Source organism: Pseudoalteromonas sp. TAE56 (assembly GCF_000497955.1).
Taxonomy (GTDB): Bacteria; Pseudomonadota; Gammaproteobacteria; order Enterobacterales; family Alteromonadaceae; genus Pseudoalteromonas.
Genome location: NZ_AUTN01000103.1, coordinates 57249 through 83110 on the forward strand (window position 1 = coordinate 57249; position 25862 = coordinate 83110).

The window sequence follows — 25862 nt, forward strand, 5'->3', positions numbered from 1 at the left end:
AATTACTTACGACGAAATAGTGATGTAATCAGCATACCCGCAGCAAAAGCAATACCCGCTGTTGCTAATGGGTTTTCAGAAGCAAATGCACGAGTTTTAGCTGTACATTCACTTAACTTTTCGCGTGCAATAAGTTGTTTTTCACTTAATGCTTCTGCTGAGCTTGAAGCGCCTTTACGAACACTGCTTTCAGCTGTTGCTGCTTTGCTAGAAAGTGCATCTACAGCATCGTGTGCCGCTGATGTTGCTTTCTCTGTAAGAGGTGATTCAGTATTTGTTAGTTTAACGTCAGGCTTAACATCTGAAGTTGTGTTTGGTTTCGTATTTGTTGCAGTAGCCATAATCAATCCTTAATAAGTTAAAAAATTTGAATAGTGATTTAGATAATGCAATGATTAAACCAAAACTGTTTTTTAGTTTTAAGGTGTTGAATGTATTGGTTTTTGTTGTTTTTGTGTAGCTTTTTCACATTTGATAATTTAAAGCAAACAGTAACTATTACTACACGGTTAGGTAAATTTTACAAAGGGAGTAAAAATGCTTAAAAAGTTGTAAATATTCATTGGTTATTCAGTAAGCAAAGCGTGTAAACAGAAAGTTATAAAAAACAGAATAGATATTTTTTTCATCATAATCCCACTTTTTCCCACATAATTCAAACGCTTCGCTTGAGCCCTTATTTTTTCTAGCTTTGGGACTCACTAAAGCTGGTCAGCTTACTTGACAGAATGGCTTGTCAAGCCCTAAACTGGAGCACTGTGGTAAAAAGTGGTTTTTAGTGGATCACACTGGATAAAAATAAACAAAAGTTGAATAAAACAATTTTAAAGTAGGTTTTTTATGTTTCGTGGCGCGAGTTCACTGAGTTTGGATGATAAGGGGCGTTTTGCGGTACCGACTAAGTACCGAGAATCTCTATTGTCTGAAGATCAGGGAACGGTTATTTGTACTGTCGCATTAAATGAGCCGTGTTTATGGTTGTATCCGCTGGCTGAGTGGCTCGAAATAGAAAGCCGTTTAGCTAAAATCTCCAATATGAACCCACGAGCCCGTCGAATGCAGCGTATGTTGCTCGGGAATGCTACTGAATATCAACTTGATAAAAATGGTCGAATTTTGCTTGCGCCGTCACTGCGGGCTCATGCATCACTTGGCAAAAAAATCATGCTAGTTGGTTTGATGAATAAATTTGAAATTTGGGATGAGGCGCGTTGGCACGAACAAATGCAGCAAGATACCGAGCTTGAAAGACTCGGCGATTTTGAGCCTAACCAAGATTTAGATAATTTTACACTTTAACAGCACAAAAAAAGGCAAATAATAGCTAATGACAGCGCAATTTGAACACGTATCCGTATTAATGGACGAAACCATCGATGCCCTCGCAATTAAGCCAGACGGTATATACATGGATGGTACGTTTGGACGTGGCGGCCACTCTGGACAAATTTTAGCACGCCTTGGTGATGAAGGTCGTCTGCAAGCAATTGACCAAGATCCACAAGCGATAAAATCAGCCGAAAAATTTGCTAATGATCCACGTTTTGCGATTGCACATACTCGTTTTTCAAATTTATACGAAGTAGCTGAGCAGAACGATCTAATTGGTAAAGTGGATGGCATTTTATTAGACATTGGTGTCTCGTCGCCACAACTTGATGACGCTGCGCGTGGCTTTAGTTTCATGAAAGATGGGCCACTTGATATGCGCATGGACCCAACAACAGGTCGTAGTGCAGCACAGTGGTTAGCAGAAGCCGAGTTAGATGATATTACCCACGTAATTAAAAAACTGGGCGAAGAAAAGTTTGGTAAACGCATTGCACACAAAGTACTCGAAGTTCGTGAGCACACGCCAATTACAACAACAAAGCAACTTGCTGACCTTGTTGATGAAGCAGTACCGGTAAAAGATAAGTTTAAGCACCCTGCAACTCGTACTTTTCAGGCGATTCGTATTTACATTAATAGCGAGCTTGAAGAGATTCAAACAGCGCTACAGTCTGCAGTTAAAGTGCTAAAGCCAGGCGGTCGTTTAGTGGTGATTTCTTTTCACTCACTAGAGGATCGTATTGTAAAACAGTTTATTAGAAAACAGAGTAGGGGAGAAGTGTTACCCAGAGGTCTGCCTTTAACTGATGCACAAATAAATAAAAACCTGACGTTAAAAGCAGTGGGTAAGGCTATTAAGCCAAGTACTGTTGAAGTAGAACGTAATCCACGTTCTCGTAGTTCTGTACTTAGGATTGCACAGAGGTTGGGATGAGTAAAAAAGCGAGCTATCGTCAACCCAATTTATTCTTTGAAATATTAAAAGGCCTAGGTGCTAATAAGCTAACCTCGGCCTTGTTGGTTGTGATATTCGCTTCTAGTTTAGCTGTTGTGCAAACAACACATTTAGCTCGTGGGCAACTTATAAAGCAAGATCAATTATTACAAGAACGTGATGAACTCGATTTAGAGTGGCGCTACTTACTTGTTGAGGAAGAATTTTATTCGCAACATGCACGCATTGAAGAAGTTGCTATATCACAATTAAAAATGAAACGACCTACGAGTCAAGATGAGCAGGTAATAATAGTACAATGAGAAATAGAGGCAAAAAACCAGTCACTAATTTAATCACATGGCGCTTTATGCTGGTGTGTACAGTTGTGTTTATGGTGTTTGTAACACTCGTATCTCGCGCTGCTTATTTACAAGTGATAGAACCCGATAAAGCCCGTTCAGAAAGTGATAAGCGCACGGTACGTGTTGAAAAACTGCATGTGCAACGTGGAATGATTTTTGACCGCAATGGTAAAGAATTAGCGGTAAGTGTGCCTGTGGTAAGTGTATATGCTGATCCTAAAGCATTACATAAATCGCTTGTTTCTAAAGTAATCAAACAAGCACGCAAAAGCGGCGAAGATCACTTATCTTTAACTGAAAACACTGCTGAGCTTGATAAGCGTGCTGCACTTTATTATAAAAACGATTTACGCTGGCGTGAGCTTGCAGATGTGCTGCGGATTGATCCTAAAAAGATTAATTCTCGACTTTTAAACGATCCTTCGCGTCGCTTTGTGTATTTAAAGCGCCAAGTTACTCCTGCTGTAGCAAATTATATTGGTGATTTACGCCTCCCTGGTATCCATTTATTAGATGAATCTAAACGCTACTACCCTGCAGGTGAAGTTACCGCGCATGTTATTGGTTTTACCAATATCGATGGCAAAGGCATTGAAGGCATTGAAAAGCTCTACGAAAACGCTTTAACGGGCGAGGAAGGCCGCCGTACCATTCGTAAAGACGCACAAGGGCGTGAGGTAGAAGTACTTGACGAACGTGAACGTGTAGAGCCAGAAAGCATAGAACTAAGTATTGATCAACGAATTCAAGCTATTGCGTACAAGGCTGTAAAATCAGCTGTATTGACTTATAAAGCCACATCGGGCTCAGCTATGGTAGTTGATGTTAAAACCGGTGAAGTACTGGCAATGGTAAATAGCCCTTCATTTAATCCAAACAACTTAAGCGATGCTGCACCTCATAAGCGTCGTAACCGCGCAATTACAGATTTGTTTGAACCAGGCTCAACTGTTAAGCCTCTAGCCATTTTGGCTGGGCTAGACTACGGCGCCATTCAGGCAGATGACACGATTGATACCTACCCAGGTTGGATGCGTTTAGGTGGTAGTTTAGTTAGAGATACTCGTAATCACGGCGAACTAACACTGCGTGAAATATTAAAGTACTCCTCAAACATGGGAGTTGCGAAGGTTACTCAGTTAGTGCCTAAAGATTACCTTGTTGGCTTATACCAAAAAGTAGGCTTTGGCAGTGATACTGGTACTGGAATGGTAGGTGAAAGCAGTGGTTTGTTTTATCCAAATCGTCGTTGGTCTGACTTTGAAATTGCGACTTTATCGTTTGGTTATGCGATTTCGGTAAGTACAGCGCAAATGGCACGTTTTTATACCATGTTAGGTGCTGGCGGGGTTAACCGACCTCTGACTATTTTAAAGCAAGATAATATACCTGAAGGCGAACGTATTTTTAAACAAAAAGACGTAGAAGCCGTAGTGCACATGATGGAAAGTGTATTTGAAAAAGACGGTACTGCTCGCAACATAAAAGTTGATGGGTATCGTGCAGCTGGTAAAACAGGTACATCTAAAAAAGCCGTAGCAGGTGGTTATGGTGATGAATATGTAGGTTATTTTGCAGGTGTAGCGCCGGCAAGTAATCCTCGTTTAGCCGTGGTAGTTATGATTAATGAACCAGGTGGTGATGTGTACTATGGAGGTGCCACCGCTGGCCCTGCATTTGCAGAAATCATCTCTAACGCATTAAGAATATTAAACGTAGCGCCTGACAAGGAAGAGGTTGCATACGTACAAGGTAAAGATAACGATGCGTGATTTAAAGGATATTTTAAAATACATCGAAATAGATGCGCCCTCGCAACTGGTAAAACATTTACGCCTAGATAGTCGTGAAGTAACGCCAGGTGATGTATTTGTTGCAATTAAAGGCCATGCACTTGATGGCGGACAATTTATTAGTAAAGCAATTGAAAATGGCGCAACAGCTATTATTGCTGACAGATTATGTGAATTTGAAACAAGTTTTGAGCCACTATATTTAGTTTCGGAGCTTGATAAAAAGCTTCCAGAATTAGCAAGTCGCTTTTATAACCAGCCAAGTCAGGCTCTTGATTTAATTGGTGTGACAGGTACAAATGGGAAATCGACGACCACAGCTATGATTGCCCACTTAGCACAATTTTGTAGTACTGAGTCGGCTATTATAGGCACTTTAGGTTATGGTCATCCTGATAACTTAATTCCACTGATTAATACCACACCTTCAACGGTTGATTTACAGCATATTTTGAGCGATTTAAATTCGCAGCATAAAAAGCTGGTAGCTATGGAAGTGTCATCTCATGGGTTAGTGCAGCAGCGCGTTGCTAAATGCGCGTTTAAAGCGGCTGTGTTTACTAATCTTTCGCGCGATCACTTAGATTACCATGGTGATATGGCAAGTTACGGTGATGCGAAACTAATGCTTTTCCGTGACTTTGAGCCAGAGGTTGTAGTGCTTAATCAAGATGATGCTCAAGCTGAGCAATGGCTTGAAAAGTATGACTTTAATAACCTAGTTTGTTATGGCCGCAAAAACTTAGCCCCTAAGAATGCTCAGTACGTTTATTTTTCTAATGTTGAATATTCAAGTGACGGTATTTCGGCGCAGTTATCGACTAGTTGGGGTGATATATCGATTAAATCGCCTCTGTTTGGCGAATTCAACTTATATAACTTAACGGCCGCGATCGCTACATTACTAGGGCTTGGTTATCCGCTTGAGCAATTAGTTTCAGGTTGTGCGCAGTTACAGCCAGTAGCTGGGCGAATGCAAGCATTTAGCCAAGCAGGCATGCCAACGTGTGTTGTTGATTACGCACATACACCCGATGCACTTGCACTTGCATTACAAGCATTGCAGCAACATGTGCCAGGTGGTGTAAGTTGTGTATTTGGTTGTGGTGGCGACAGAGATAAAGGAAAGCGTGCATTGATGGCGCAAGCCGCAGAGCAAAACGCTAATAAAGTTATTATTACCAGTGATAACCCTCGCTCAGAAAACCCTGATGACATTATTGCAGATGTAGCAGCCGGTTTAACCCATCCTCAAAATGCACATTTAGAGGCTGATAGAGCGACTGCAATTCGTTTTGCTATAGAAAACGCTACAGCTGATGACGTTATTTTGATTGCAGGTAAAGGCCACGAAGATTATCAAATTATAGGTGATACGCGAATCGACTTTTGCGATCGCCGGTATGTACAAGAACAACTAAAAAAAGCAGTAAGAGGGATAACACAATGATCCCAATGGATTTTGATTGGTTAGCTAATGTGCTAACAACCGATTATCAAGGTGATAATCAACGCGTACTTAATATAAATACTGATACTCGTACAGTGTGCGATGGCGAAGTGTTTTTAGCACTGAAAGGGCCAAATTTTGATGGTCATAAATTTATAACTGAGGCTAAACAAAAAGGCGCGATTGGCGTTGTTGTTCAGCATAAAGTAGATGTAGATATTCCACAATTTATAGTGAGCGATACTCGTATTGCACTTGGTGTAATTGGCACTGCTGTTATGGCGCAAGTGGCGCCTAAAACAATTGCAATTACAGGTAGTGTAGGCAAAACAACTGTAAAAGAAATGTGTGCGGCAATTTTGTCGGTTCACGGTGATGTATTAGCTACTAAAGGTAATTTTAATAACGATATTGGCGTCCCACTTACGTTATTGCGCTTAGAGCCTCAACATCGTTTTGCAGTAATTGAGCTAGGTGCAAATCACTTAGGTGAAATTGCTTACACCACTGCAATGACAAAACCAGATGTAGCCGTTGTATGCAATGTTGCAGCAGCTCACTTAGAAGGTTTTGGTAGTTTAATGGGGGTTGCAAAAGCTAAAGGTGAGATTTTTGACGGCCTAAAAGATGACGGCGTTGCTATTGTTAACTGCGATAGTGAATTTAGCCAGTATTGGTTAGATAAGCTTGAAGGACGTAATGTTAAACGTTTTTCTACAACTGAAAAACTAGACATTTGGGCAGAGAACATCACGCTTGATGCCAATGCGCGTGCAAGCTTTACGCTTTGCACTAAAAACAAGCAAGTACCTGTTACTTTAGCGCTACCTGGTAAGCACAATATTAGTAATGCACTTATCGCTGCTGCACTGACTAGTGAATTTGATGTAACCCTTGAAGAAATAGCCAATGCACTTGCCAGAATGGGTGATGTAAAAGGGCGCGTTAATTTGATTGAAGTGTCTGATTTACTCACCGTGGTTGATGATACCTATAATGCCAATGTTAAGTCGGTAAAGGCTGCGATTGACTTGTTAAGTGATATGCAAGGTCACCGCATTTTAGCACTCGGAGACATGGGTGAGCTAGGTGAAGATGCACGTAAGTACCATCAAGAAGTTGGCGAGTACGCACTTGAGCAAGGGATTGATGAGTTATTTACATTAGGTGTATTAAGTAAATACGCAAGTGATGTGTTTGAACTCCCTAATCGTCACTTTTCGAGTCGCGAACAAATGCAGCAAAAAATTCAAGAAAGTATTAATAAAGTGAATACTAAAACAACAATAGTAGTGAAAGGATCGCGCAGTTCTCGCATGGAATTATTAGTAACCGATTTAGTTAATGGCCAGCAACAAGCCATCAATGGAGTATCATAATGTTAGTTTGGCTGGCAGAGTATTTAACACAGTATTTTAGTGGTTTTCATGTTTTTTCGTATTTAACGCTACGTGCCATTTTAGGTATTTTAACTGCGCTAATTATGTCTCTTTATTTAGGGCCTAAGTTAATTCGTGGTTTGCAACGTATGCAAATAGGCCAAACAGTTCGAGACGATGGTCCGCAATCGCATTTGTCTAAGTCGGGTACACCGACTATGGGTGGCTTACTTATTTTAGCGGCTATTTTTACCAGCACGCTACTTTGGGCCGATTTATCAAATAAATACGTTTGGGCAACACTGTTTGTAATTGGTTCTTTAGGTATTGTTGGCTTTGTTGATGATTACCGTAAAGTTATTCGTAAAGATCCAAAAGGTTTAATTGCTAAGTGGAAGTACTTTTGGCAGTCGGTCATTGCATTAGTTGTTGCTACTGCTTTGTACTTTACCAGTGCACAAGCATCTGAAACATCACTTGTTGTTCCATTTTTTAAAGACGTATTACCGCAATTAGGTTTGTTTTATATCGTGCTTACGTATTTTGCTATAGTAGGTACATCAAACGCGGTAAACCTGACCGATGGCTTAGATGGCTTGGCGATTGTGCCAATTATTTTGGTGGCTGCGGCATTGGCAATTATTGCTTACTTAACAGGTAATATTAACTTTTCGGCTTACTTACATATTCCACATTTACCGCTAGCGAGTGAGCTTGTGGTTGTGTGTACTGCCATTGTGGGCGCAGGGCTTGGCTTTTTATGGTTTAACACTTACCCAGCACAAGTATTTATGGGCGATGTTGGCTCATTAGCACTTGGTGGCGCATTAGGTATTATTGCTGTTTTAGTACGCCAAGAGTTACTGCTTATTATTATGGGCGGTGTATTTGTAATGGAAGCGCTATCGGTAATATTACAAGTGGGGTCGTATAAATTACGGGGACAACGCATTTTTAGAATGGCGCCAATTCACCATCATTACGAATTAAAAGGTTGGCCAGAGCCTCGCGTTATTGTGCGCTTTTGGATTATTTCTGTTGTGCTAGTGCTTACTGGCTTAGCTACTTTAAAGATTCGATAAATGCAGTATTTAAACGAGATAAAAAACAAACAAATAACAGTGCTCGGACTCGGTGTAACCGGTCTGGGCATTGTGCGTTTTCTATTATCTCATGGCCTTGCCCCCAAGGTCGTTGATAGCCGAGCAACCCCGCCGGGGATTGATTGGTTAAAAGAGCACGCGCCAGCTCTAGATACCCACTTTGGTAATTTGGATGACGCAGAGCTTTGTTTAAGCGATATGATTATTATAAGCCCTGGGCTTAGCTTAAAAATACCAGCTGTTGCAAATGCAATTAACGCAGGTGTTGAAGTGATTGGTGACGTTGAGTTATTTGCGCGCATTAATACAAAACCTGTCGTTGCAGTAACGGGCTCTAACGGTAAGTCAACCGTGGTTACGCTCGCTTATGAAGTGTTAAAAGAAGCCGGTTATAAAGTTGCTTTGGGTGGGAATATTGGCACAGCGGTACTTGATTTACTCAATGATGATTTTGATGTGTATGTACTTGAGTTATCGAGTTTTCAGTTAGATACCACAACGAGTTTAAAACCAGTAAGTGCAACGGTATTAAATGTGTCAGAAGATCATCTTGACCGCTACGATAGTTACCAAGCTTATATAGACTCAAAGCTTAGTATTTATAAGTTCGCAGAGCTTATTGTTGTCAATGCAGACGACATTCAAACACGTCCTGTTGAGCGCGGAACGGCTCCTCTAATTAGCTTTGGTGCTCAACAAGGTGATTACCATTTAGCGCAGCACAATGGCGAAACTCATTTTATGCTTAAAGGCGATGCCTTTTTACCTGTTGATACGCTTGCGGTAGTGGGTAAGCACAATTATTTAAATACGCTTGCTGTAATGACGCTCTTAAGTCCGTTTGAAGTAAGCAAAGAGCAATATAAAAATGCGTTAGGTCAATTTAATGGATTGGCTCATCGCTGCCAATTTATAGCTGAGCTTAACGGTGTAAAGTATTTTAACGATTCAAAGGCTACCAATGTTGGAGCAACCATTGCTGCAATAGATAGTTTAGCAAGTGACGGTGAAAACCTGATTGTGATTGCTGGTGGCGATGCTAAAGGCGCTGATTTAAATGCGCTTAAACCTTATATAAAACAGCATGTAAAAGCATTAATTTGTTTTGGCAAAGATGCAAGTGATTTAGCTGCGATTACCAACAAGAGTTATTTAACTAACAATATGGAAGAAGCCGTTACTTTGGCCAAAGTACTTAGTAGTACAGGTAATATTGTTTTATTAGCACCCGCATGTGCCAGCATTGATATGTATAACAACTATATGCAACGCGGTGATGACTTCGTTCAGTGTGTAATGGCAGGGCAATCATGATTGCTTTTGCCGATATAAGAGATGCGTTAACACCTAAGCCTTCAGGGCAGTTATACGATGTGCCGCTATTATACTGCGTAATAATGCTAATTGGTGTTGGTTTTATCATGGTAACCAGTGCATCAATGCCTACCGCAGAGCGACTATTTGATGACCCGTACCATATTACCATTCGCCACAGCATGTTTTTGGCCATGGCTTTTGTGCTTTTTTGGATAAGCGTTTGCGTGCCAATGGAGTGGTGGAAACGTTCAAACCCTTACCTATTAATACTGGGTATGGTGCTATTAATAGCAGTATTGATTATTGGTCGTGAAGTGAACGGCGCTAAACGATGGATACCTATTGGACCTGTTGGTTTTCAGGTTGCTGAGGCCGCTAAGTTATACTTTTTTAGCTATATAGCTGGCTACTTAGTAAGAAAACGCGAAGAAGTACAAGAAAATATTAAAGGCTTTGCAAAGCCAATAGCAGTATTTGCAGTGTATGCATTGCTTATTTTACTACAGCCCGATTTAGGCACAGTAGTTGTTATGTTTGTAACAACGGTTGGCTTGCTGTTTTTAGCTGGTGCTAAGTTATGGCAGTTTTTTGTACTTATTTTAACGGGCGTGGGTCTGGTTGTATTACTAATTATTGTTGAACCATATCGAATGGCGCGTGTTGTAGGCTTTTTAGACCCTTGGGATGATCCTTTTGGTAAAGGTTATCAGTTGGTGCAATCACTAATGGCGTATAGCCAAGGTGGTTGGTTTGGTCAAGGCTTAGGTAACAGTGTACAAAAACTACAATATTTACCTGAAGCGCATAACGATTTTATTTTTGCCGTTATAGGTGAAGAACTTGGCTTAATAGGCGTTGTAAGTATTTTAACGGTATTAGCTACTTTAGTATTTAGAGCCTTATTAATAGGTCAACAAGCGCTTAAATGCGGTAAGGAATACGAAGGCTACTTTTCATTTGCCATTGGTATTTGGTTTGCATTTCAAACCATGGTGAATGTAGGTGCAAGCGCGGGTATTTTACCAACGAAGGGTTTAACCCTGCCGTTTATTTCTTATGGCGGCTCAAGCTTGTTAATTATGACGATTGCCACGGGTATTTTATTGCGCGTAGATTTTGAAACCAAAATGGCAACCAAACAAGCCACCTCACGCGGAGGTAAGCGATGAGTAAAAAATTAGTAGTAGTGGCTGGTGGAACTGGCGGGCATATTTTTCCTGGCATTGCAGTGGCCGATTATTTAAAGCAGCAGGGCTGGCAAGTCAGCTGGATTGGCACTCCAGATCGAATGGAAGCAAGTGTTGTTCCTAAGCATGGCATTGATATTGATTTCATTAATGTTAAAGGTGTTCGTGGCAATGGGTTAAAGCGTCTCATTAAAGCCCCATTCATGGTACTTAATGCAATATTGCAGGCGCGTAAGGTATTGAAAGAACAGCGCCCGGATGTAGTACTTGCAATGGGCGGTTATGTTACGGGTCCAACGGGAATTGCAGCAAAAAGTTTAGGTATCCCGCTGGTTATTCACGAGCAAAATGCTGTAGCCGGTATGAGCAATAAATGGCTTGCTAAGTTTGCTACACGCGTATTAGCAGCATTTCCAAGTGCGTTTGCACAAGGACAAGCTGAGCTAGTAGGTAATCCAGTACGTCAAAGTGTAATGGATATAGTCAAACGCGATGTATCAAGCCCTATTAATATTTTAGTGGTTGGTGGGTCGCTTGGTGCACAAGTGCTTAATCAGACGTTACCAGAAGCATTTAAAGGCCTTAGTAATACAGCTCCAATAAATGTGTGGCATCAAACAGGTAAAGGTCATTTACCCACTGTAGAAGCAGCTTATAAAGCGCATGGTTTAGCGGGCGGTAATACAAAAATAGCTGAATTTATTGATGATATGGACGCAGCATATAGCTGGGCTGATATTGTTGTTTGTCGTGCAGGTGCGTTAACTGTTAGCGAAATCGCAGCGGCAGGTAAAATGGCTGTTTTTGTCCCGTTTCCTCATGCGGTGGACGACCACCAAACAGCGAATGCACAGTATTTGGTAATGGCGAATGGGGCATTATTAATGCCGCAAGGACAGTTTGATAAACAATCAATTGTTGAACTATTAAGCCCGTATTTAGCCCAACCTTCATTAATTACTGAAATGGCTACAAATGCAAAAAAACAAGCCATTTTAGATGCCACAGCAAGCGTAGCTACGCACTGTGAGCAAGTAACAAATAAGAGAAAATAAGTGAAAGAGATATCAGTACAAGAAAAGCATACACGCCCTGCAATGCGCCGAATAGAAACCATCCACTTTATCGGTATTGGTGGAGCTGGTATGGGCGGGATTGCTGAAGTACTCGCATTTGAAGGCTACCGTATTACAGGTTCTGACATTGCTCATAGCGCTATGACAGATCGTTTAATTAAAGCCGGTGCTGAAGTATTTATTGGCCATCATGAAAATAACGTGAAAGATGCCAATGTAGTGGTTGTTTCAAGCGCGATTGATGAAACAAACCCTGAAATTATCGCAGCTAAAGCCGCAAGAGTTCCGGTTGTACGCCGTGCAGAAATGCTTGCTGAACTAATGCGTTTTCGTCACGGCATAGCCATTGCGGGTACGCATGGTAAAACAACAACAACGAGCTTAATTGCAAGCATTTATGGACAAGCAGGCCTTGATCCAACGTTTATTATTGGTGGCTTGTTAAACAGCGCAGGTAGTAACGCAAAAGTAGGTAAAAGCGATTTTTTAATTGCAGAAGCAGATGAAAGCGATGCGTCGTTTTTACACTTACAGCCAATGGTATCGGTGATCACAAATATCGAAGAAGATCACATGGATACTTACGGTGGCAGTCTTGAAAAGATGAAAGACACCTATGTGGATTTTATTCATAACTTGCCGTTTTATGGTTTAGCTGTTGTATGTATTGACTCTGAAGTTGCTGCTGAGCTTATTCCGCGCTTTGGTCGCCCAGTTATTACGTATGGCGAATCGAAGGATGCTGATTATCGCATGAGCGACTTTAGCCAATCAGCTAATACATGCACATTTACAGTAACTAACAAGCAAGGTGAGTGTTTAACTGCCACGTTGAATATGCCAGGTAGACATAACGCACTTAATGCAACCGCTGCAATTGCTGTGGCAAAAGATCAAAACATTGCGAACCATGCAATTTTAGAAGCGCTGCAGAAGTTTGAGGGTATTGGTCGTCGTTTTCAGCACTATGGTGAATTTGAAAACGAGCGTGGCAATGTGATGTTAGTTGATGATTACGGGCATCACCCTTCAGAAGTTGCAGCAACAATTGCAGCAGTACGTGAAGGATGGCCAGATAAGCGTTTAGTAATGGTATATCAACCACATAGGTTTTCTCGTACACGCGACTTATACGAAGACTTTGTAAAAGTACTTGCTGATGTAGATCAGTTGCTATTGCTTGATGTGTATAGCGCTGGTGAAGATCCAATTGTTGGCGCAGACAGCAAAAGCTTATGCCGTAGCCTTCGTCAACGTGGCAAAGAGCCGCTGCATGTAGCAACAAATGCAGAACTTGCAGGCGTTTTGGCCGCAAATTTACAAAATAATGATTTAGTATTAACTCAAGGCGCTGGTAATATAGGTCAGTTAGTTAAAACATTAGCTGCGACGGGTATGTCGATAGAAAAACTTAAGCAAGGTGAAGTATGACTCAGGTAAACACACAATTTGGTAAAGTAGCGGTACTGCTAGGTGGTAACTCAGCAGAACGTGAAGTGTCTTTACGATCGGGTCAAGCTGTTTTAAATGCACTGCAAAATAGTGGTATTTATGCAATTGCATTTGACCCACAAAGTCGTTCTTTGTGGGAATTAAAAGAATTAAATGTAGAGCGTGTTTTTATTGCTTTGCATGGGCGTGGTGGCGAAGACGGAACTGTACAAGGTGCGCTTGAATTTATGAACTTGCCTTACACGGGCAGTAATGTACTAGGTTCAGCACTTGCTATGGATAAAGTACGTTGTAAACACTTATTTAAATCAGCGGGATTAAGCACCGCACCTTATGCCGTAGTTGATGCCAAAAAAGGCTTTGATGCTGCAGCTATTATGGGTGAGTTTAAAAAGGTAATGGTTAAGCCATCGCACGAAGGCTCAAGCATAGGTATGGCGCAAGCAAGTACAGTACAAGAACTTGAAGATGCATTAGCTAATGCATTTAAGTTTGATAACCAAGTGCTTGTAGAGCAGTGGATCACGGGACGTGAGTTTACAATCACAGTGCTTGGCGACGAAGTACAACCAGTCATTGAAATGACGACACCAAATGGCTTTTACGACTACCAAGCTAAGTATCAATCAAATACTACGCAGTATCATTGCCCTGCAGATTTGTCAGAGCAAGATACTAAGTACTTACAGGCTATCTCACTAGATGCTTTTGATTTAGTGGGCGCAAGCGGCTGGGGCCGTGTTGATGCGATGCAAGACGAGCAAGGTAATTTTTATCTCCTTGAAGTAAATACAGTACCAGGTATGACTGAAAAATCGTTAGTACCAATGGCTGCAAAAGCGAATGGGGCAACTTTTGAACAATTAGTTGTTCGCATTTTAGAGCAAACGCTTTAATATGCATCCCCTTTTAGAAAAAGCTCAAGAAATCAAACTGAAGCTTAATTGGTCTCTGATTTTTGGTGTGAGTTTTTTTCTCATTGTTGTAATTGGCTTAGTGCAAATTACAACAGGTGTATCGGATTGGTTAGTTGAAAACAAAGATGCTCAAATTAAGCACCTTACAGTGCAAGGGCAGCCTAAATACACTGATGAAACGGCAATTATAAAAGCGATTAAAAATGCCGATTTAAGTAGTTTTTTTGAATTAGATGTAAAACATGTGCAACAACTAGTTCAAGATTTACCTTGGGTTGCTACCGCTTCGGTACGTAAACAATGGCCTGATACTATACAAGTATATGTAGTTGAACATGAAGTAGTAGCACATTGGAATAGCGACTTACTGCTCAACCAAAGTGGTCAAGCATTTCAAGCCAGCAGCGATAAGTTAGATGATGATTTACCGCAGTTATACGGCCCAGAAGGCAGCGAAGAAGAAGCGTGGATTGCTTTTAAGCAATTTGATGAAATGCTAAAAGTTAACGGCTTAACGTTAACAAGTTTGGCATTGTCGGAGCGCTTTTCGTGGCAATTATGGCTAGATAACGGAATACGTTTAAATTTAGGACGTAAAGATAAAGCCAAGCGTGTACAACGTTTTATAGACGTCTACCCACGAATGGAACAACGTGCAGATGCACAAGTAGATACAATAGATTTACGGTATGATACCGGCCTTGCAGTAAGCTTTAAGCCAGTGCAAGAAGAACAATTACAAAATAAGAGTAAGGCATGACTAAGTCAGCAGAAAGAAACCTAGTAATAGGGTTAGACGTTGGCACCTCGAAAGTGGTTGCCACGGTAGGTGAAATCACCGCAGATAACAAGCTCAGCATTGTTGGTGTGGGCAGCCAAGTATCTCATGGTATGGATAAAGGCGGCGTTAACGATTTAAACTTAGTGTCTGAGTCTATTCGCCGAGCAATAGACGAAGCCGAGTTAATGGCTGATTGTCGTATTAGCTCTGTGTATTTGGGGATTTCTGGCAAACACATACAGTGCCAAAACGAAAGTGGCGTGGTGGCAATTAATAACACCGAAGTCACTGACGAAGACATTGAAAATGTAATTCATATTGCGCGTTCTGTGCCTATTTCGGCAGAGCGTAAAATGCTGCATGCATTACCGCAAGAGTACAGCATCGATATGCAAGAGGGGATTAAAAACCCATTAGGCATGAGCGGTGTTCGTATGGAAGCGCGTGCACACATTATTACGTGCTCAAACGATATGGCAAAAAATATCGAGAAATGTGTAGAGCGTTGTGGTCTTGAAGTCGATCAGCTTATTTTTACTGCATTAGCGTCATGTTATTCTGTACTAACAGATGACGAAAAAGAGCTAGGTGTTGCAGTACTTGATATTGGTGGCGGCACTATGGATATCACCATTTATATTAATGGTGCACTTCGTCACTCTGCGGTTATTCCAGTGGCGGGTAACCAAGTTACTGGTGATATTGCAAAAATATTTCGCACACCTATATCACATGCCGAGTCACTCAAAGTACAATACGCATGTGCTAGTAGCCAAATGGCCAGTAGCGAAGACACAATTGAAGTACCAAGTGTAGGCGGACGACCAGCAAGGTTAATGTCGCGCCATACATTATCTGAGGTGGTAGAGCCTCGTTTTAGAGAATTATTTGAGCTTGCGATGGAAGAAATTCGTCGTTCAGGCTTAGAAGACCAAATTGCGGCAGGTCTCGTTATTACAGGCGGAACTGCTAAAATGACTGGCGCGATGGAAGTGGCAGAAGACATCTTCCAAATGCCAGTAAGAATAGGCAAACCAATCGGGATGGTTGGTTTGACAGACTATGTAGATGATCCTTCGTACGCAACCGCTGTTGGTTTGTTACAATACGGGCGTACCATGCAATCGATGAATGCACAAAAGTCGAAAGCAGAGGATAACAATAATTGGTGGAACCGCATTACTAAATGGTTCCAAGGCGAGTTTTAAGACTCAAGTCGGAGAGTAAACATGTTTGATATAATGGAACAACACAGCGAAGAAGCTGTAATAAAAGTAATCGGCGTGGGCGGTGGTGGCGGTAACGCTGTTGAGCACATGGTAAAACAACAAATAGAAGGCGTGCGTTTTATAGCCGCTAATACTGATGCGCAAGCATTACGTAACTCTGCAGCCGATATTACAGTTCAGCTAGGCACGCAAATAACCTCTGGGTTGGGTGCGGGCGCAAACCCTGAAGTAGGCCGTAAGTCGGCTGAAGAAGATGCAGATACAATTCGTGCCAGCCTTGAAGGCGCCGATATGGTCTTTATTGCAGCAGGTATGGGTGGTGGTACAGGTACTGGTGCAGCACCGGTAGTTGCTAAAATAGCAAAAGAGCTAGGTATTTTAACTGTTGCAGTTGTAACACGTCCTTTTGATTTTGAAGGTAAAAAACGTGCAGCAGCCGCTGAACAAGGCATTAATGAATTGTCAGAAATTGTAGATTCACTTATTACAATTCCGAACAATAAATTGCTTAAAGTTTTAGGAAAAGGGACTACACTTCTAGATGCCTTCGCTAAAGCTAATGACGTATTATTTGGTGCGGTACAAGGTATAGCAGAGCTAATTACACGTTCTGGTTTAATTAACGTGGATTTCGCCGATGTTAGAACTGTAATGTCTGCAATGGGTACTGCAATGATGGGAACGGCGTCTGCGTCAGGTCCTGATCGTGCACAAGAAGCAGCAGAAGCGGCTATCTCAAGCCCACTACTAGAAGACGTTGATTTAACAGGTGCTAAAGGCATATTAGTTAATATTACCGCAGGTATGGACATTGCGATTGAAGAATTTGAAATTGTTGGTAATCACGTTAAAGCACTTGCGTCAGAAAACGCAACGGTTGTTGTTGGTGCGGTAATCGACCCAGAAATGACTGATGAGCTACGTGTAACGGTTGTTGCAACTGGCTTAGGCGGCGATCGTCGTCCACAGTTTGGTATTGTTGATAACGGCTTTAAAAAAGCATCAGGTTCTGATGTTGCAAGCACATCAAACCAAACGAGCAGTATGTACGTACCAAGCTTTGCAAGCCAAGATACAAACACTGAAGAAAACACTGCTAAAGCGCAAACGCAAAGTAAAGAAAAAGCGCCTTCAACGAGCTCAAGCAGTGCATCGAGCTCTTCAGCGCAAAACAGTAAAAAAGCGGATAAATCAGAAGGTGGTGATTATTTTGATATCCCCGCTTTTTTACGTAAGCAGGCTGATTAACATTTAACAATACTTTTGTTTGAAATATGTACGAATATTGAAAGGCAAAAGGATTTATGTTAAAATTCGCCATATAACTGTAACTGATTTAAAAGTGAGCATACCTATGATTAAACAGCGTACGATTGCAGAAGTAGTCAAAGCCATAGGAATTGGACTTCATAAAGGTGAGAAGGTCACAATAACTCTCCGACCTGCGAGCGCAAATACTGGGATTGTATTTCGTCGTGTCGACCTTGATCCGGTTGTTGATTTTGAAACAACACCTGAAGCCGTTGGTGATACGCAGCTGTGTACCTGTTTAATTAACAAAGATGGTGTTCGCTTATCGACTACTGAGCATCTTATTGCAGCCGTGGCTGCAATGGGGATTGATAATTTAATTGTAGAATTAGATAGCTCAGAAGTGCCGATTATGGATGGTAGTGCATTACCATTCATATATTTGTTACAAAAAGGCGGAATTGAAGAGCAAAACGTTGCTAAACGCTTTATCCGTATTAAAGAAAAAGTACGCATTGAAGAAGATGGTAAATGGGCTGAAGTTGAACCATATGATGGTTTTCATATCGACTTTGAGATTGCATTTAACCACCCTGCTATCAATGAAAGTCGCCAACGTATTGGGTTGGATATAACAACGCAAAGCTTTATTGAAGAAATTAGCCGTGCGCGTACTTTTGGATTTATGAAAGATATTGAATACATGCATGCAAACAACCTAGCGCTAGGTGGGAGCATGGATAGTGCAGTTGTACTTGATGAATTCAAAGTTTTAAATCCTAACGGTTTACGTTATAGCGACGAGTTCGTTAAGCATAAGATATTAGACTGTGTTGGTGACATGTTTATGACAGGCCATAACCTTTTAGGTAAAGTAACTGCATTTAAGTCAGGCCATGATTTAAATAATAAATTACTTCGTAAAATTATGGCAACAGAGTCAGCATGGGAGTGGGCAACATTTGAAACGCCTGTGACGATGCCTGCACCCGGTCTTGAGTTAGCCCACGCTTAAAAGCGTTATAGCGAAGCTCGAAAAACAGTTATAAAAAATGACGCTTATTAGCGTCATTTTTTTGCGTGAAATTTACTTTATTATAACTCTAAAAGAGTTTGTAACTGATTTAAATTAGTTACTGTATAGGTTGGCTTTATTCCGTCGGCTAATCGCTCACCAGGGTGCTGTAACCAGCAAGTATCAATACCGGCATTGTTGCCGCCAAGTATGTCACTTGCCGCTGTATCACCTACCATAAGTATCTCGCATTTATCTGGGTTACCCATTAGCTCAAATGTGTGCTCGAAAATCGCTTTATTCGGTTTTGCTATACCTACAAGCTCAGATATAACTAACCATTCAAACATATCTTTTAAGCCAGTATGCTCAAGACGTACGGTTTGTAAGCGGGCAAATCCGTTAGTAATAATACCTAACTTAGCGTGCGGCTTAAGTTTATTTAAAAGCTCAATAGCACCAGGTAATGGCTCGCAAATTTGCGCCATAGAATCTAAAAAAGCATCATTTAGCTCTTTTGCTGGCACATTTAGCTTTGCAGCCCATTCATTAAAGCGAGTTACTTGTAAGTAATCTGCGCTAATAGTGCCATCTTGATAATCAACCCACAGCTGCTTATTGGTTTTTTGATAATTAATATAATCGTCTTGACTAAAATCTACGTTGTAAGCTTTAAACATGCGAGTCATGCCCGCTAAAATATCAAACCTAAATAAGGTTTCGTCTGCATCAAACAATACATAGTTGTACTTCATTAAACTTCCTAAATTAATTTGTTTGGCTGTATAGCTCAGGGTGTAAAAAAGGCGCCATAGCTAAAGTGAGTGCTTGTGTGTAGGTACTTTCCCGAGTGGCATGATTGTTTGTAAGCAGACCAATAGCGCCACCTTTTTGTTTAACGTTGGTGGTATTAAATGCTTTGTCCATTACATCGCCAAGTTCTTCACCTTTAAGTAAAGCATTATAAAGCACTTGGGGTAGAGGAAGGTTGCTGCTACGCCCTACAACTTGATTTAACGCATTATCAATAACTACGTAAGCAAAGGTTGCTGCACCATAGCTAAATTGCTCTGCACCGCCCTCCATTGCAACGTAATAGTGAGCTTGGTGGTACTCTTTGCAATAATTTACGCGGTTTTGCGCGCCAATACGTGTTTCGTCTTCGCCAATAGGCTGATCGGGCACGCCTGAGGGAGCATTCACACCTTCACAATCAATGATACATTGTGGAAAATACATAGTAAAAATATGTCTAGCGGCATTTATTTTTACAGGATTTTTAGAACCGACAATAATTTTTAATTGTTGTGGCATGCTGATCTCACCTTGAGTAAAATCAGCAGTGTACGTGAGTTGGCTCAATCTTAGAAGAGGAGTTAAATAGGCAAATCGAGAGGAGCTAGATTTTCCAGTGCACGCTTTTTCAAAATAATATCTTTAATCAATGGGGTAAGCACAAGCTCCATAGCTAAGCCCATTTTACCGCCTGGTACTACAAGTGTATTTATACGAGACATAAAGCTGCCTTCGATCATACGTAAATAATAAGGAAAATCAACATCATCAATTCCTCTAAAGCGAATGACTACAAAACTTTCATCGAGTGATGGAATATCTTTGGCGCTAAATGGATTTGAGGTATCGACAGTAGGCACTCGCTGAAAATTAATATGGGTACGAGAAAACTGCGGGGTAATATGATTTATATAGTCATCCATACTGCGCACAATAGAACCCATAACCGCTTCGCGAGAATGGCCGCGTTCGGATGTGTCGCGTATTAATTTTTGAATCCATTCAAGGTTAATAATAGGCACCATGCCTATTAATAAATCAACATGCTTTGCAACGTCTACATCTTGATCAACTACGCCGCCGTGCAATCCTTCATAAAACAAAATATCGGTATTGCTATCAAGGTCTTGCCAAGGAGTAAATGTACCCGGTAATTGATTGTATGGAACGGCTTCATCAAAAGTGTGTAAATAACGGCGTAACTTACCTTGGCCTGTTTCACTATAGTTTTCAAACAACGCTTCTAAAGAACCAAAATCATTTGCTTCTCGGCCAAAGTAACTAATGTGTTTATTTTCTTGTTGCGCTTCACGTACTTTTTTATCCATTTCAGGGCGAGTGTAACGATGAAAGCTATCTCCTTCGATAAAAGCCGCTTCAATATTAAGGCTACGGAAAATATGTTTAATTGCATTGGTTGTGGTGGTTGTACCCGCACCAGACGAACCCGTAATCGCAATAATAGGATTTTTAGCTGACATGTTAATTCTCTTTTTTAGGACCAGGTTTTATAACCAGACTAAACTTAACATTATTTTAAGTCGTTTGGGTATCTTAAGAGTTGACTGACTTAGCTCAAGTGACGTCATCAGCAAATAACGTTATCATGAGGTGCTTAAAATTAAAACGAGAGAAAGCATGAAACTTATTAAACCATTACTTGGGGTATTTTCTATAGCAGCGCTTAGCCCAATTATGGCGCAGGCTAGCATGCCAAAAAGCCAAGTATTACTTGCTGATTTAAATACGCCTTATGGGGTACAAGTTAGTATAGTGAGTGATAAAAATAGTTATAACAACCAACCATACTTAACAAGCGACGGTTTATATTTTACTCATGAGGTTATTACAGATGGGCAGAGCCAAACCGATATTGCTTATTATGACTTAACATCAAAACAAGTAACTAATATCAGTAACTCTCCCGTAAGCGAATATTCACCAACTGTTATGCCTAGTGCTGATGCAGTATCAGCGATTGTTGTTGAGGCAGATGGTAAACAAAAGTTGTGGCAATACCCACGTAACAACGAAGATGCGCCGAGTCGTATTTTTGATTGGATTGAGCCTGTTGGATACCACGCTTGGGGCGTTCAAGATGATTTAGTGATGTTTATTTTAGGAAAGCCTCATACCCTTCAATATACATCAGTTGAAGAAGCAAAGGGAAAAATAGCTGCCAGCAATATTGGCCGAACACTTATTTATAATAACGCGACGGCTACATTTTTATTTAGTTACACTAAAAACGAGCAACACATTTTAGCAAGTTTTAATCCACAAGATAAACAGGTTGAAGACTTACTAAGATTGCCGGCTCAAGTACAAGATTTTATTTTAAAAGATGATGCAACTATCGCTTACGCAATTAAGAACCGCGTTTATCAACGCAAGCTTGAGGGCAGTGACGAAGTATCGCAATGGCTTAATTTAAGCACTTACTGCGAAACAAATATAACAAGAATGAGTTTCAAAAATGAAAAACTCGCTTTTGTATGTGATATAACGAAGTAAAGCAGACAAATAAATTCAGATTTTATTGTGTGTATGCGTTAATCTAATGTGCAAATTTAATTAATAGGGATTACACGTGGCTTATAGTGCAGACGAGCTGACAGAACAGCTTATTAAATTACAGTGTAGAAGTAATTTTAAGATTAAAAATATTGCAGAGTACATGTTAGTAAACTCTAAAGAAGCATTTTATACCCACAGCGAAAGTGGGAAGGGTAAAATAGTAATTCGCCCCGCATTTGAAGTGTTTAGTGATGATTTTAGTGATATTGATGGCGTAACGCGTGCTCAAGGGTACTTTCATAGCAGCGAGATGACACGCTTTCCTACGCGTATTTTTAAAAGCGCCCAACCTATTCACTATGGCGTGGCATTTAAAATAAATTCTGAGCAAGCAGCAAAAGACTTTATAGCCAAGCTAACTATGATTATTGGTAACTAATTTTATATAAAACGTAAAAAGCCGCTGAATTTATATTCAGCGGCTTTTGTATTTTTATAGCTTAATAACTAAGAGTTACTTACTTTTTAAGAAGCTATTAACCGATTCAAGTTCGCGTGTTTTAAGCGCAATACAATCGTTTGTGCTTTCTTCAAGCTTACTTAATGTACGAGCGTAACCTGCTACATCAGCTACTTTTTCGTTAAAAAAGTCTTTTGTTTTAGCTAGGCTTTCTGCATTACAGCTTGCAGTTGTAAAGTACGGTAAGTTAGGAATAAAGAACGGCGGTAAGCTTGCTGTTACTTTATCGTAGTTACTGTAAACCCAGTCAATAAATAACGCTTGGCGCTCATCTGTATAACTTTGACCTGACAAAATAGTGCGCATGTCAGATGCCGTTACTTCATCCGTTAAACTATAAGCTAATACCGCTTTTTGTAACTCAGGTTTGCCAAAAAAGCCCATTGCAGCAAGCATGTTAGTACGTACTTGTGGATCTTTTGTGGTTTTAAACGTTGTCATGAACTGATCAAGCAGCGCTTTGTCACCATGAAAAGCAGCAAGAGTTAAGTACGTACCCGCTAAATAAGGATCTACTTTTTGTGGATCATTTAAATAAACTTGTGTTTGTTCTTTTGCCTTTTTGATGACGTTTTGATCTTCACCATCAAAACCTAAGCGTGATACAACGGCTGCACGAAGTTGTGCAATAGCTCCATCTTCTCCCGCTTTAGCTTCTAGGCCATATTTTTTAGCCGCAGGCGTTACCGCATTACGAATAAATTCAGGCCATAAATCTTTATTGCTATCGTCTTTAAAAGTACGTTGTTGCGATACTAAGTAACCTAGTGCGGTATTTGCTACGCGAGGATGGCTATCGCTTACGAACACTTCAAGTGTTTGCATTAACTTAGCAGCAGATATAACACCAGCATCAAGTAGTGCATCAGTAGCCGATAGTAACGCTAAACGCTCACGGTCACTCAGTACGCTTGGCGCTTTTTTAACAAGTGCGCTAAATTGTGCGTCATCCATTACCCAGCGATAGTAGCCTAGTGCACCTTGGTCAGGATAAATCCACTCTGGTTCAAAGTCTAAGTCTAGCGTTTGGCTTTGTTTATTAAGTAATACGTTTGCTGTTTTTACTTTATCGCCAGCACCATACTTAATTGCAACCGGTACATTCCATAGCTGCTCTGGCGCATCCACACCTGCATTTACAAAGCGGCTTTGTGAAATAGTTACTTTGCTACCTTGTTGAGTCACTTTAACTAGTGGGAAAGAGGATTGCTCTATAAACGATTTTAAAACGCTTGCTACATCTTTGTTTGATGCTTTGCCTAGTGCTTCCCATAAATCAGCCGCTTCAGCATTTTTGTACGAAAACTCTTTTAAGTAGCTTTGAATGCCTTTTTGAAATGCATCTTCGCCAATCCAGTTTTCAACCATAGCAAGTACTGAGCTGCCTTTACTGTAAGCAAGGCCTAAACCATCCATAATGTCGGCTTCGGTTTTAATTGGCTTACGAATAGGCTTAGTGCTTAAACGTGCATCAAGTGCCATTACGTTGTTTTGTGGCAGGTCTAAGTGCGATTCAAATTCAGGGTTAAGCTGCTTAGTAATTTTTGCAGCCATCCAGCTAGCAAACGCTTCGTTTAACCATAAGTCGTTCCACCATTTCATGGTTACTAAGTTACCGTACCATTGGTGAGCAAGTTCGTGAGCAATAATTGATACATTACGTTGTTTTTTACTACGTGTTGCGGCAGCTAAATCAACCAGTAAAATATCTTCTCTGTAGGTAACTAAGCCTGAGTTTTCCATTGCGCCAAATGGAAATTCTGGTACCGCTACTGAGTCTAATTTTTTGTAAACGTAAGGAATACCAAAATACGCTTCAAGTGCGCCTAGTACTTTTGGCATATTTTCTTTTGCGTATTGGGCTAAGTGAATTTTACCTTGTGGCGTAATTACACGACCAGGAATTGGCATGCCTTTAATTTCTAATTCTTCAAATGGGCCAACGGCCATTGCCACTAGGTATGAAGGGATTGGCGGTGTTTTATCAAAAAAGTGTGTGGTCATATCGCCATCAACCGTTGTTTTTAGTTCTGGCGTATTTGAATATACTTTTTGTGATGTAGGCGCAGTAATCGTTAACTGAAATGGAATTTTGTAACTTGGCTCGTCAAAAACAGGAAATGCACGGCGTGCATCACTCATTTCAAATTGAGTAAATAAGTAAGGTGTGCCTTGGTCTAATGTTTTGTATAAACCAACACTTTGACGGTTATATGGCGCTGAAAAATCAACTTTAAGTGTGTATTTACCTGGTTGAATTTGTTCATCACAGCTAAATTTAACTTTACCTGTTTTAAGCATTTCATTGTTTAAATCACAGCTTTCATCACCAAGCAGTTGCGCCATTTTAACAGCGTAAGCTACGCCATTTAACTCAATATATTTTGTTGGCTTTAGTACTTCTAGGGAAATCTCAGTCATCCCTGTGAATGTATCTTGGCTCGGGTCGAGTGTTAACGAGACCTGTTGTGAACTTGGTTTTGCGAGTTTTTCAATAACGAATTCGTTAGCGTTTGCAGCACCCATTGCCAAAGCAACGCTCACTGTTAAGAGGCTTTTAAGAAACATAGTGATCCCTAGATTGTTGTTGTTAGAAACTACCCTAAATAGGCTTTTTTATGCTCATATAATTAGGGGGTTAGATATCCTAACAGTTTTTTTAAATAGAGTAATTGATTATAACGGTGACTTTAAAGGGAAATAGTAACAAAGTTTGTCAGTGGCTTTCGCGTGTTATAAAACGCTGCCAATGCAGGTGTGAGTTAATAATACGTATTTGTTGGACAACGGTATTTAATAAGTGAGTATCGCTAAACACATCGTGTGGATACTCGTTAAAGCCCATTAAATAATTAAATGTGTCTTTAGAGTTAGCTTGCAGGGCGTATATACGCACTTGTTGCTCAAAGTTAAGACGAAGACTGCTTATTGCTGTTTTCATACCGAGTTGATCTACGTTTGGTATATCACATTTTTGCAGGTAACCGGCTCGCTCCCCTTCACCTGAAAACCAAATACGTACTTTTTCACTGTACCTGCCAGTTTTAGCGGGTAAGTCGAACATTAATCGGTGTTGGTTTTGCGATTTGATGAATGTTATATATTCATTAAATCCAGCATTTATAAGAGCTTGATGTACTGGAACTAAACGAGGTTTAATTTTACCGTGGGTATAAAAATTAAAACATAAGACATTTTTTTCAAGAGACAGATCATCAAGCGTTAAGTAACCAATCTCATCGCTATAAGCACCGCTATAATATGCAATTAAAGGGAGCCAAAAGTGCCAGTGTTTTGGTTGCTCTCGTGCAACTTTAAAATCACCGTATATATATCCGTTATAAAGGGTGTGCAATTCCATGGCGGAAAAGGGGCGGCGACCAAGATGGGTTTTCAACGTAATACCTTGAAAATAATGATGTGTTTTATTTTATACCCAACTAGCAATA

General features: G+C 40.5%; 24 protein-coding genes. 18 read left to right on the forward strand and 6 right to left on the reverse strand.

Annotated features, from left to right (window positions below; translation table 11 throughout):
• Positions 1–2: 2 nt before the first annotated feature.
• Positions 3–341 (reverse strand): hypothetical protein, encoded by a 339-nt coding sequence (locus L656_RS0111260; RefSeq protein WP_010554292.1) that lies wholly within the window; start codon positions 339–341, stop codon positions 3–5.
• 499 nt (positions 342–840) lie between these two features.
• Between L656_RS0111260 and mraZ the strand changes: the two genes are divergently transcribed.
• From mraZ to lpxC, 16 genes are all read left to right on the forward strand, one after another.
• Positions 841–1299 carry a division/cell wall cluster transcriptional repressor MraZ gene (gene mraZ, locus L656_RS0111265; RefSeq protein WP_007582904.1) on the forward strand — a complete coding sequence of 153 codons (459 nt, stop codon included), beginning with the start codon at positions 841–843 and terminating at the stop codon, positions 1297–1299.
• Between the two features lie 28 nt (positions 1300–1327).
• Entirely contained in the window at positions 1328–2266 is a 939-nt protein-coding gene (gene rsmH / locus L656_RS0111270; RefSeq protein ID WP_024599283.1) for a 16S rRNA (cytosine(1402)-N(4))-methyltransferase RsmH, read from the forward strand.
• The gene (gene ftsL, locus L656_RS0111275) at positions 2263–2589 is read left to right on the forward strand and encodes a cell division protein FtsL (RefSeq protein ID WP_007582915.1); all 327 of its coding nucleotides are present in this window, start codon (positions 2263–2265) and stop codon (positions 2587–2589) included. Before rsmH ends, ftsL begins: the two co-directional genes overlap by 4 nt.
• A complete protein-coding gene (locus L656_RS0111280) occupies positions 2586–4403 on the forward strand; it encodes a penicillin-binding transpeptidase domain-containing protein (protein ID WP_024599284.1) in 1818 nt (605 codons plus the stop codon). The genes ftsL and L656_RS0111280 overlap by 4 nt, the downstream gene beginning before the upstream one ends.
• Positions 4396–5874: a UDP-N-acetylmuramoyl-L-alanyl-D-glutamate--2,6-diaminopimelate ligase gene (gene murE / locus L656_RS0111285; RefSeq protein WP_024599285.1), complete on the forward strand. Its 1479-nt coding sequence runs from the start codon at positions 4396–4398 to the stop codon at positions 5872–5874. Before L656_RS0111280 ends, murE begins: the two co-directional genes overlap by 8 nt.
• Positions 5871–7253: a UDP-N-acetylmuramoyl-tripeptide--D-alanyl-D-alanine ligase gene (locus L656_RS0111290; RefSeq protein ID WP_024599286.1), complete on the forward strand. Its 1383-nt coding sequence runs from the start codon at positions 5871–5873 to the stop codon at positions 7251–7253. The genes murE and L656_RS0111290 overlap by 4 nt, the downstream gene beginning before the upstream one ends.
• Entirely contained in the window at positions 7253–8335 is a 1083-nt protein-coding gene (mraY, locus tag L656_RS0111295; RefSeq protein WP_024599287.1) for a phospho-N-acetylmuramoyl-pentapeptide-transferase, read from the forward strand. Before L656_RS0111290 ends, mraY begins: the two co-directional genes overlap by 1 nt.
• Positions 8336–9670 carry a UDP-N-acetylmuramoyl-L-alanine--D-glutamate ligase gene (murD, locus tag L656_RS0111300; protein ID WP_024599288.1) on the forward strand — a complete coding sequence of 445 codons (1335 nt, stop codon included), beginning with the start codon at positions 8336–8338 and terminating at the stop codon, positions 9668–9670.
• Positions 9667–10842 carry a cell division protein FtsW gene (gene ftsW / locus L656_RS0111305; protein WP_024599289.1) on the forward strand — a complete coding sequence of 392 codons (1176 nt, stop codon included), beginning with the start codon at positions 9667–9669 and terminating at the stop codon, positions 10840–10842. Before murD ends, ftsW begins: the two co-directional genes overlap by 4 nt.
• Positions 10839–11915 (forward strand): undecaprenyldiphospho-muramoylpentapeptide beta-N-acetylglucosaminyltransferase, encoded by a 1077-nt coding sequence (gene murG / locus L656_RS0111310; protein WP_024599290.1) that lies wholly within the window; start codon positions 10839–10841, stop codon positions 11913–11915. The genes ftsW and murG overlap by 4 nt, the downstream gene beginning before the upstream one ends.
• Positions 11916–13367, forward strand: coding sequence for a UDP-N-acetylmuramate--L-alanine ligase (gene murC, locus L656_RS0111315; RefSeq protein WP_024599291.1), 1452 nt, complete (start codon positions 11916–11918; stop codon positions 13365–13367).
• Positions 13364–14284, forward strand: a complete 921-nt coding sequence (locus tag L656_RS0111320) for a D-alanine--D-alanine ligase (RefSeq protein ID WP_024599292.1) — start codon at positions 13364–13366, stop codon at positions 14282–14284. The genes murC and L656_RS0111320 overlap by 4 nt, the downstream gene beginning before the upstream one ends.
• A gap of 1 nt (position 14285) precedes the next feature.
• Positions 14286–15065: a cell division protein FtsQ/DivIB gene (locus L656_RS0111325; RefSeq protein WP_024599293.1), complete on the forward strand. Its 780-nt coding sequence runs from the start codon at positions 14286–14288 to the stop codon at positions 15063–15065.
• Entirely contained in the window at positions 15062–16294 is a 1233-nt protein-coding gene (gene ftsA, locus L656_RS0111330) for a cell division protein FtsA (protein WP_007582937.1), read from the forward strand. The genes L656_RS0111325 and ftsA overlap by 4 nt, the downstream gene beginning before the upstream one ends.
• Positions 16295–16315: 21 nt before the next feature.
• A complete protein-coding gene (gene ftsZ / locus L656_RS0111335) occupies positions 16316–17563 on the forward strand; it encodes a cell division protein FtsZ (protein WP_024599294.1) in 1248 nt (415 codons plus the stop codon).
• A gap of 106 nt (positions 17564–17669) precedes the next feature.
• Positions 17670–18581, forward strand: coding sequence for a UDP-3-O-acyl-N-acetylglucosamine deacetylase (gene lpxC / locus L656_RS0111340; RefSeq protein WP_024599295.1), 912 nt, complete (start codon positions 17670–17672; stop codon positions 18579–18581).
• 80 nt (positions 18582–18661) lie between these two features.
• Here the strand turns inward: lpxC and yjjG are convergent, their stop codons facing one another.
• From yjjG to L656_RS0111355, 3 genes are all read right to left on the reverse strand, one after another.
• Positions 18662–19336 (reverse strand): pyrimidine 5'-nucleotidase, encoded by a 675-nt coding sequence (gene yjjG, locus L656_RS0111345; protein WP_024599296.1) that lies wholly within the window; start codon positions 19334–19336, stop codon positions 18662–18664.
• A 13-nt stretch (positions 19337–19349) separates the two neighbouring features.
• Positions 19350–19895 (reverse strand): inosine/xanthosine triphosphatase, encoded by a 546-nt coding sequence (gene yjjX / locus L656_RS0111350; protein ID WP_024599297.1) that lies wholly within the window; start codon positions 19893–19895, stop codon positions 19350–19352.
• A 62-nt stretch (positions 19896–19957) separates the two neighbouring features.
• Positions 19958–20857, reverse strand: coding sequence for a phosphoribulokinase (locus L656_RS0111355; RefSeq protein ID WP_024599298.1), 900 nt, complete (start codon positions 20855–20857; stop codon positions 19958–19960).
• Positions 20858–21014: 157 nt separating this feature from the next.
• On the opposite strand from L656_RS0111355, the gene L656_RS0111360 reads away from it, so the two are divergent.
• Positions 21015–21890: a hypothetical protein gene (locus L656_RS0111360; protein WP_024599299.1), complete on the forward strand. Its 876-nt coding sequence runs from the start codon at positions 21015–21017 to the stop codon at positions 21888–21890.
• A gap of 76 nt (positions 21891–21966) precedes the next feature.
• Positions 21967–22332: a hypothetical protein gene (locus L656_RS0111365; RefSeq protein WP_007579906.1), complete on the forward strand. Its 366-nt coding sequence runs from the start codon at positions 21967–21969 to the stop codon at positions 22330–22332.
• Positions 22333–22407: 75 nt separating this feature from the next.
• Here the strand turns inward: L656_RS0111365 and L656_RS0111370 are convergent, their stop codons facing one another.
• Positions 22408–24981: a M1 family metallopeptidase gene (locus L656_RS0111370; protein ID WP_024599300.1), complete on the reverse strand. Its 2574-nt coding sequence runs from the start codon at positions 24979–24981 to the stop codon at positions 22408–22410.
• Positions 24982–25129: 148 nt separating this feature from the next.
• Positions 25130–25810 carry a hypothetical protein gene (locus tag L656_RS0111375; protein WP_024599301.1) on the reverse strand — a complete coding sequence of 227 codons (681 nt, stop codon included), beginning with the start codon at positions 25808–25810 and terminating at the stop codon, positions 25130–25132.
• Positions 25811–25862 lie beyond the last annotated feature (52 nt).

Coding starts and splice junctions, on each gene's coding strand:
- L656_RS0111260 (WP_010554292.1), bottom strand. CDS start 341: ATGGCTACTGCAACAAATACGAAACCAAACACAACTTCAGATGTTAAG.
- murD (WP_024599288.1), top strand. CDS start 8,336: ATGCAGTATTTAAACGAGATAAAAAACAAACAAATAACAGTGCTCGGA.
- lpxC (WP_024599295.1), top strand. CDS start 17,670: ATGATTAAACAGCGTACGATTGCAGAAGTAGTCAAAGCCATAGGAATT.
- murG (WP_024599290.1), top strand. CDS start 10,839: ATGAGTAAAAAATTAGTAGTAGTGGCTGGTGGAACTGGCGGGCATATT.
- mraZ (WP_007582904.1), top strand. CDS start 841: ATGTTTCGTGGCGCGAGTTCACTGAGTTTGGATGATAAGGGGCGTTTT.
- L656_RS0111320 (WP_024599292.1), top strand. CDS start 13,364: ATGACTCAGGTAAACACACAATTTGGTAAAGTAGCGGTACTGCTAGGT.
- L656_RS0111370 (WP_024599300.1), bottom strand. CDS start 24,981: ATGTTTCTTAAAAGCCTCTTAACAGTGAGCGTTGCTTTGGCAATGGGT.
- ftsW (WP_024599289.1), top strand. CDS start 9,667: ATGATTGCTTTTGCCGATATAAGAGATGCGTTAACACCTAAGCCTTCA.
- ftsA (WP_007582937.1), top strand. CDS start 15,062: ATGACTAAGTCAGCAGAAAGAAACCTAGTAATAGGGTTAGACGTTGGC.
- murE (WP_024599285.1), top strand. CDS start 4,396: ATGCGTGATTTAAAGGATATTTTAAAATACATCGAAATAGATGCGCCC.
- yjjG (WP_024599296.1), bottom strand. CDS start 19,336: ATGAAGTACAACTATGTATTGTTTGATGCAGACGAAACCTTATTTAGG.
- rsmH (WP_024599283.1), top strand. CDS start 1,328: ATGACAGCGCAATTTGAACACGTATCCGTATTAATGGACGAAACCATC.
- ftsL (WP_007582915.1), top strand. CDS start 2,263: ATGAGTAAAAAAGCGAGCTATCGTCAACCCAATTTATTCTTTGAAATA.
- L656_RS0111325 (WP_024599293.1), top strand. CDS start 14,286: ATGCATCCCCTTTTAGAAAAAGCTCAAGAAATCAAACTGAAGCTTAAT.
- mraY (WP_024599287.1), top strand. CDS start 7,253: ATGTTAGTTTGGCTGGCAGAGTATTTAACACAGTATTTTAGTGGTTTT.
- yjjX (WP_024599297.1), bottom strand. CDS start 19,895: ATGCCACAACAATTAAAAATTATTGTCGGTTCTAAAAATCCTGTAAAA.
- L656_RS0111280 (WP_024599284.1), top strand. CDS start 2,586: ATGAGAAATAGAGGCAAAAAACCAGTCACTAATTTAATCACATGGCGC.
- L656_RS0111290 (WP_024599286.1), top strand. CDS start 5,871: ATGATCCCAATGGATTTTGATTGGTTAGCTAATGTGCTAACAACCGAT.
- L656_RS0111355 (WP_024599298.1), bottom strand. CDS start 20,857: ATGTCAGCTAAAAATCCTATTATTGCGATTACGGGTTCGTCTGGTGCG.
- ftsZ (WP_024599294.1), top strand. CDS start 16,316: ATGTTTGATATAATGGAACAACACAGCGAAGAAGCTGTAATAAAAGTA.
- L656_RS0111360 (WP_024599299.1), top strand. CDS start 21,015: ATGAAACTTATTAAACCATTACTTGGGGTATTTTCTATAGCAGCGCTT.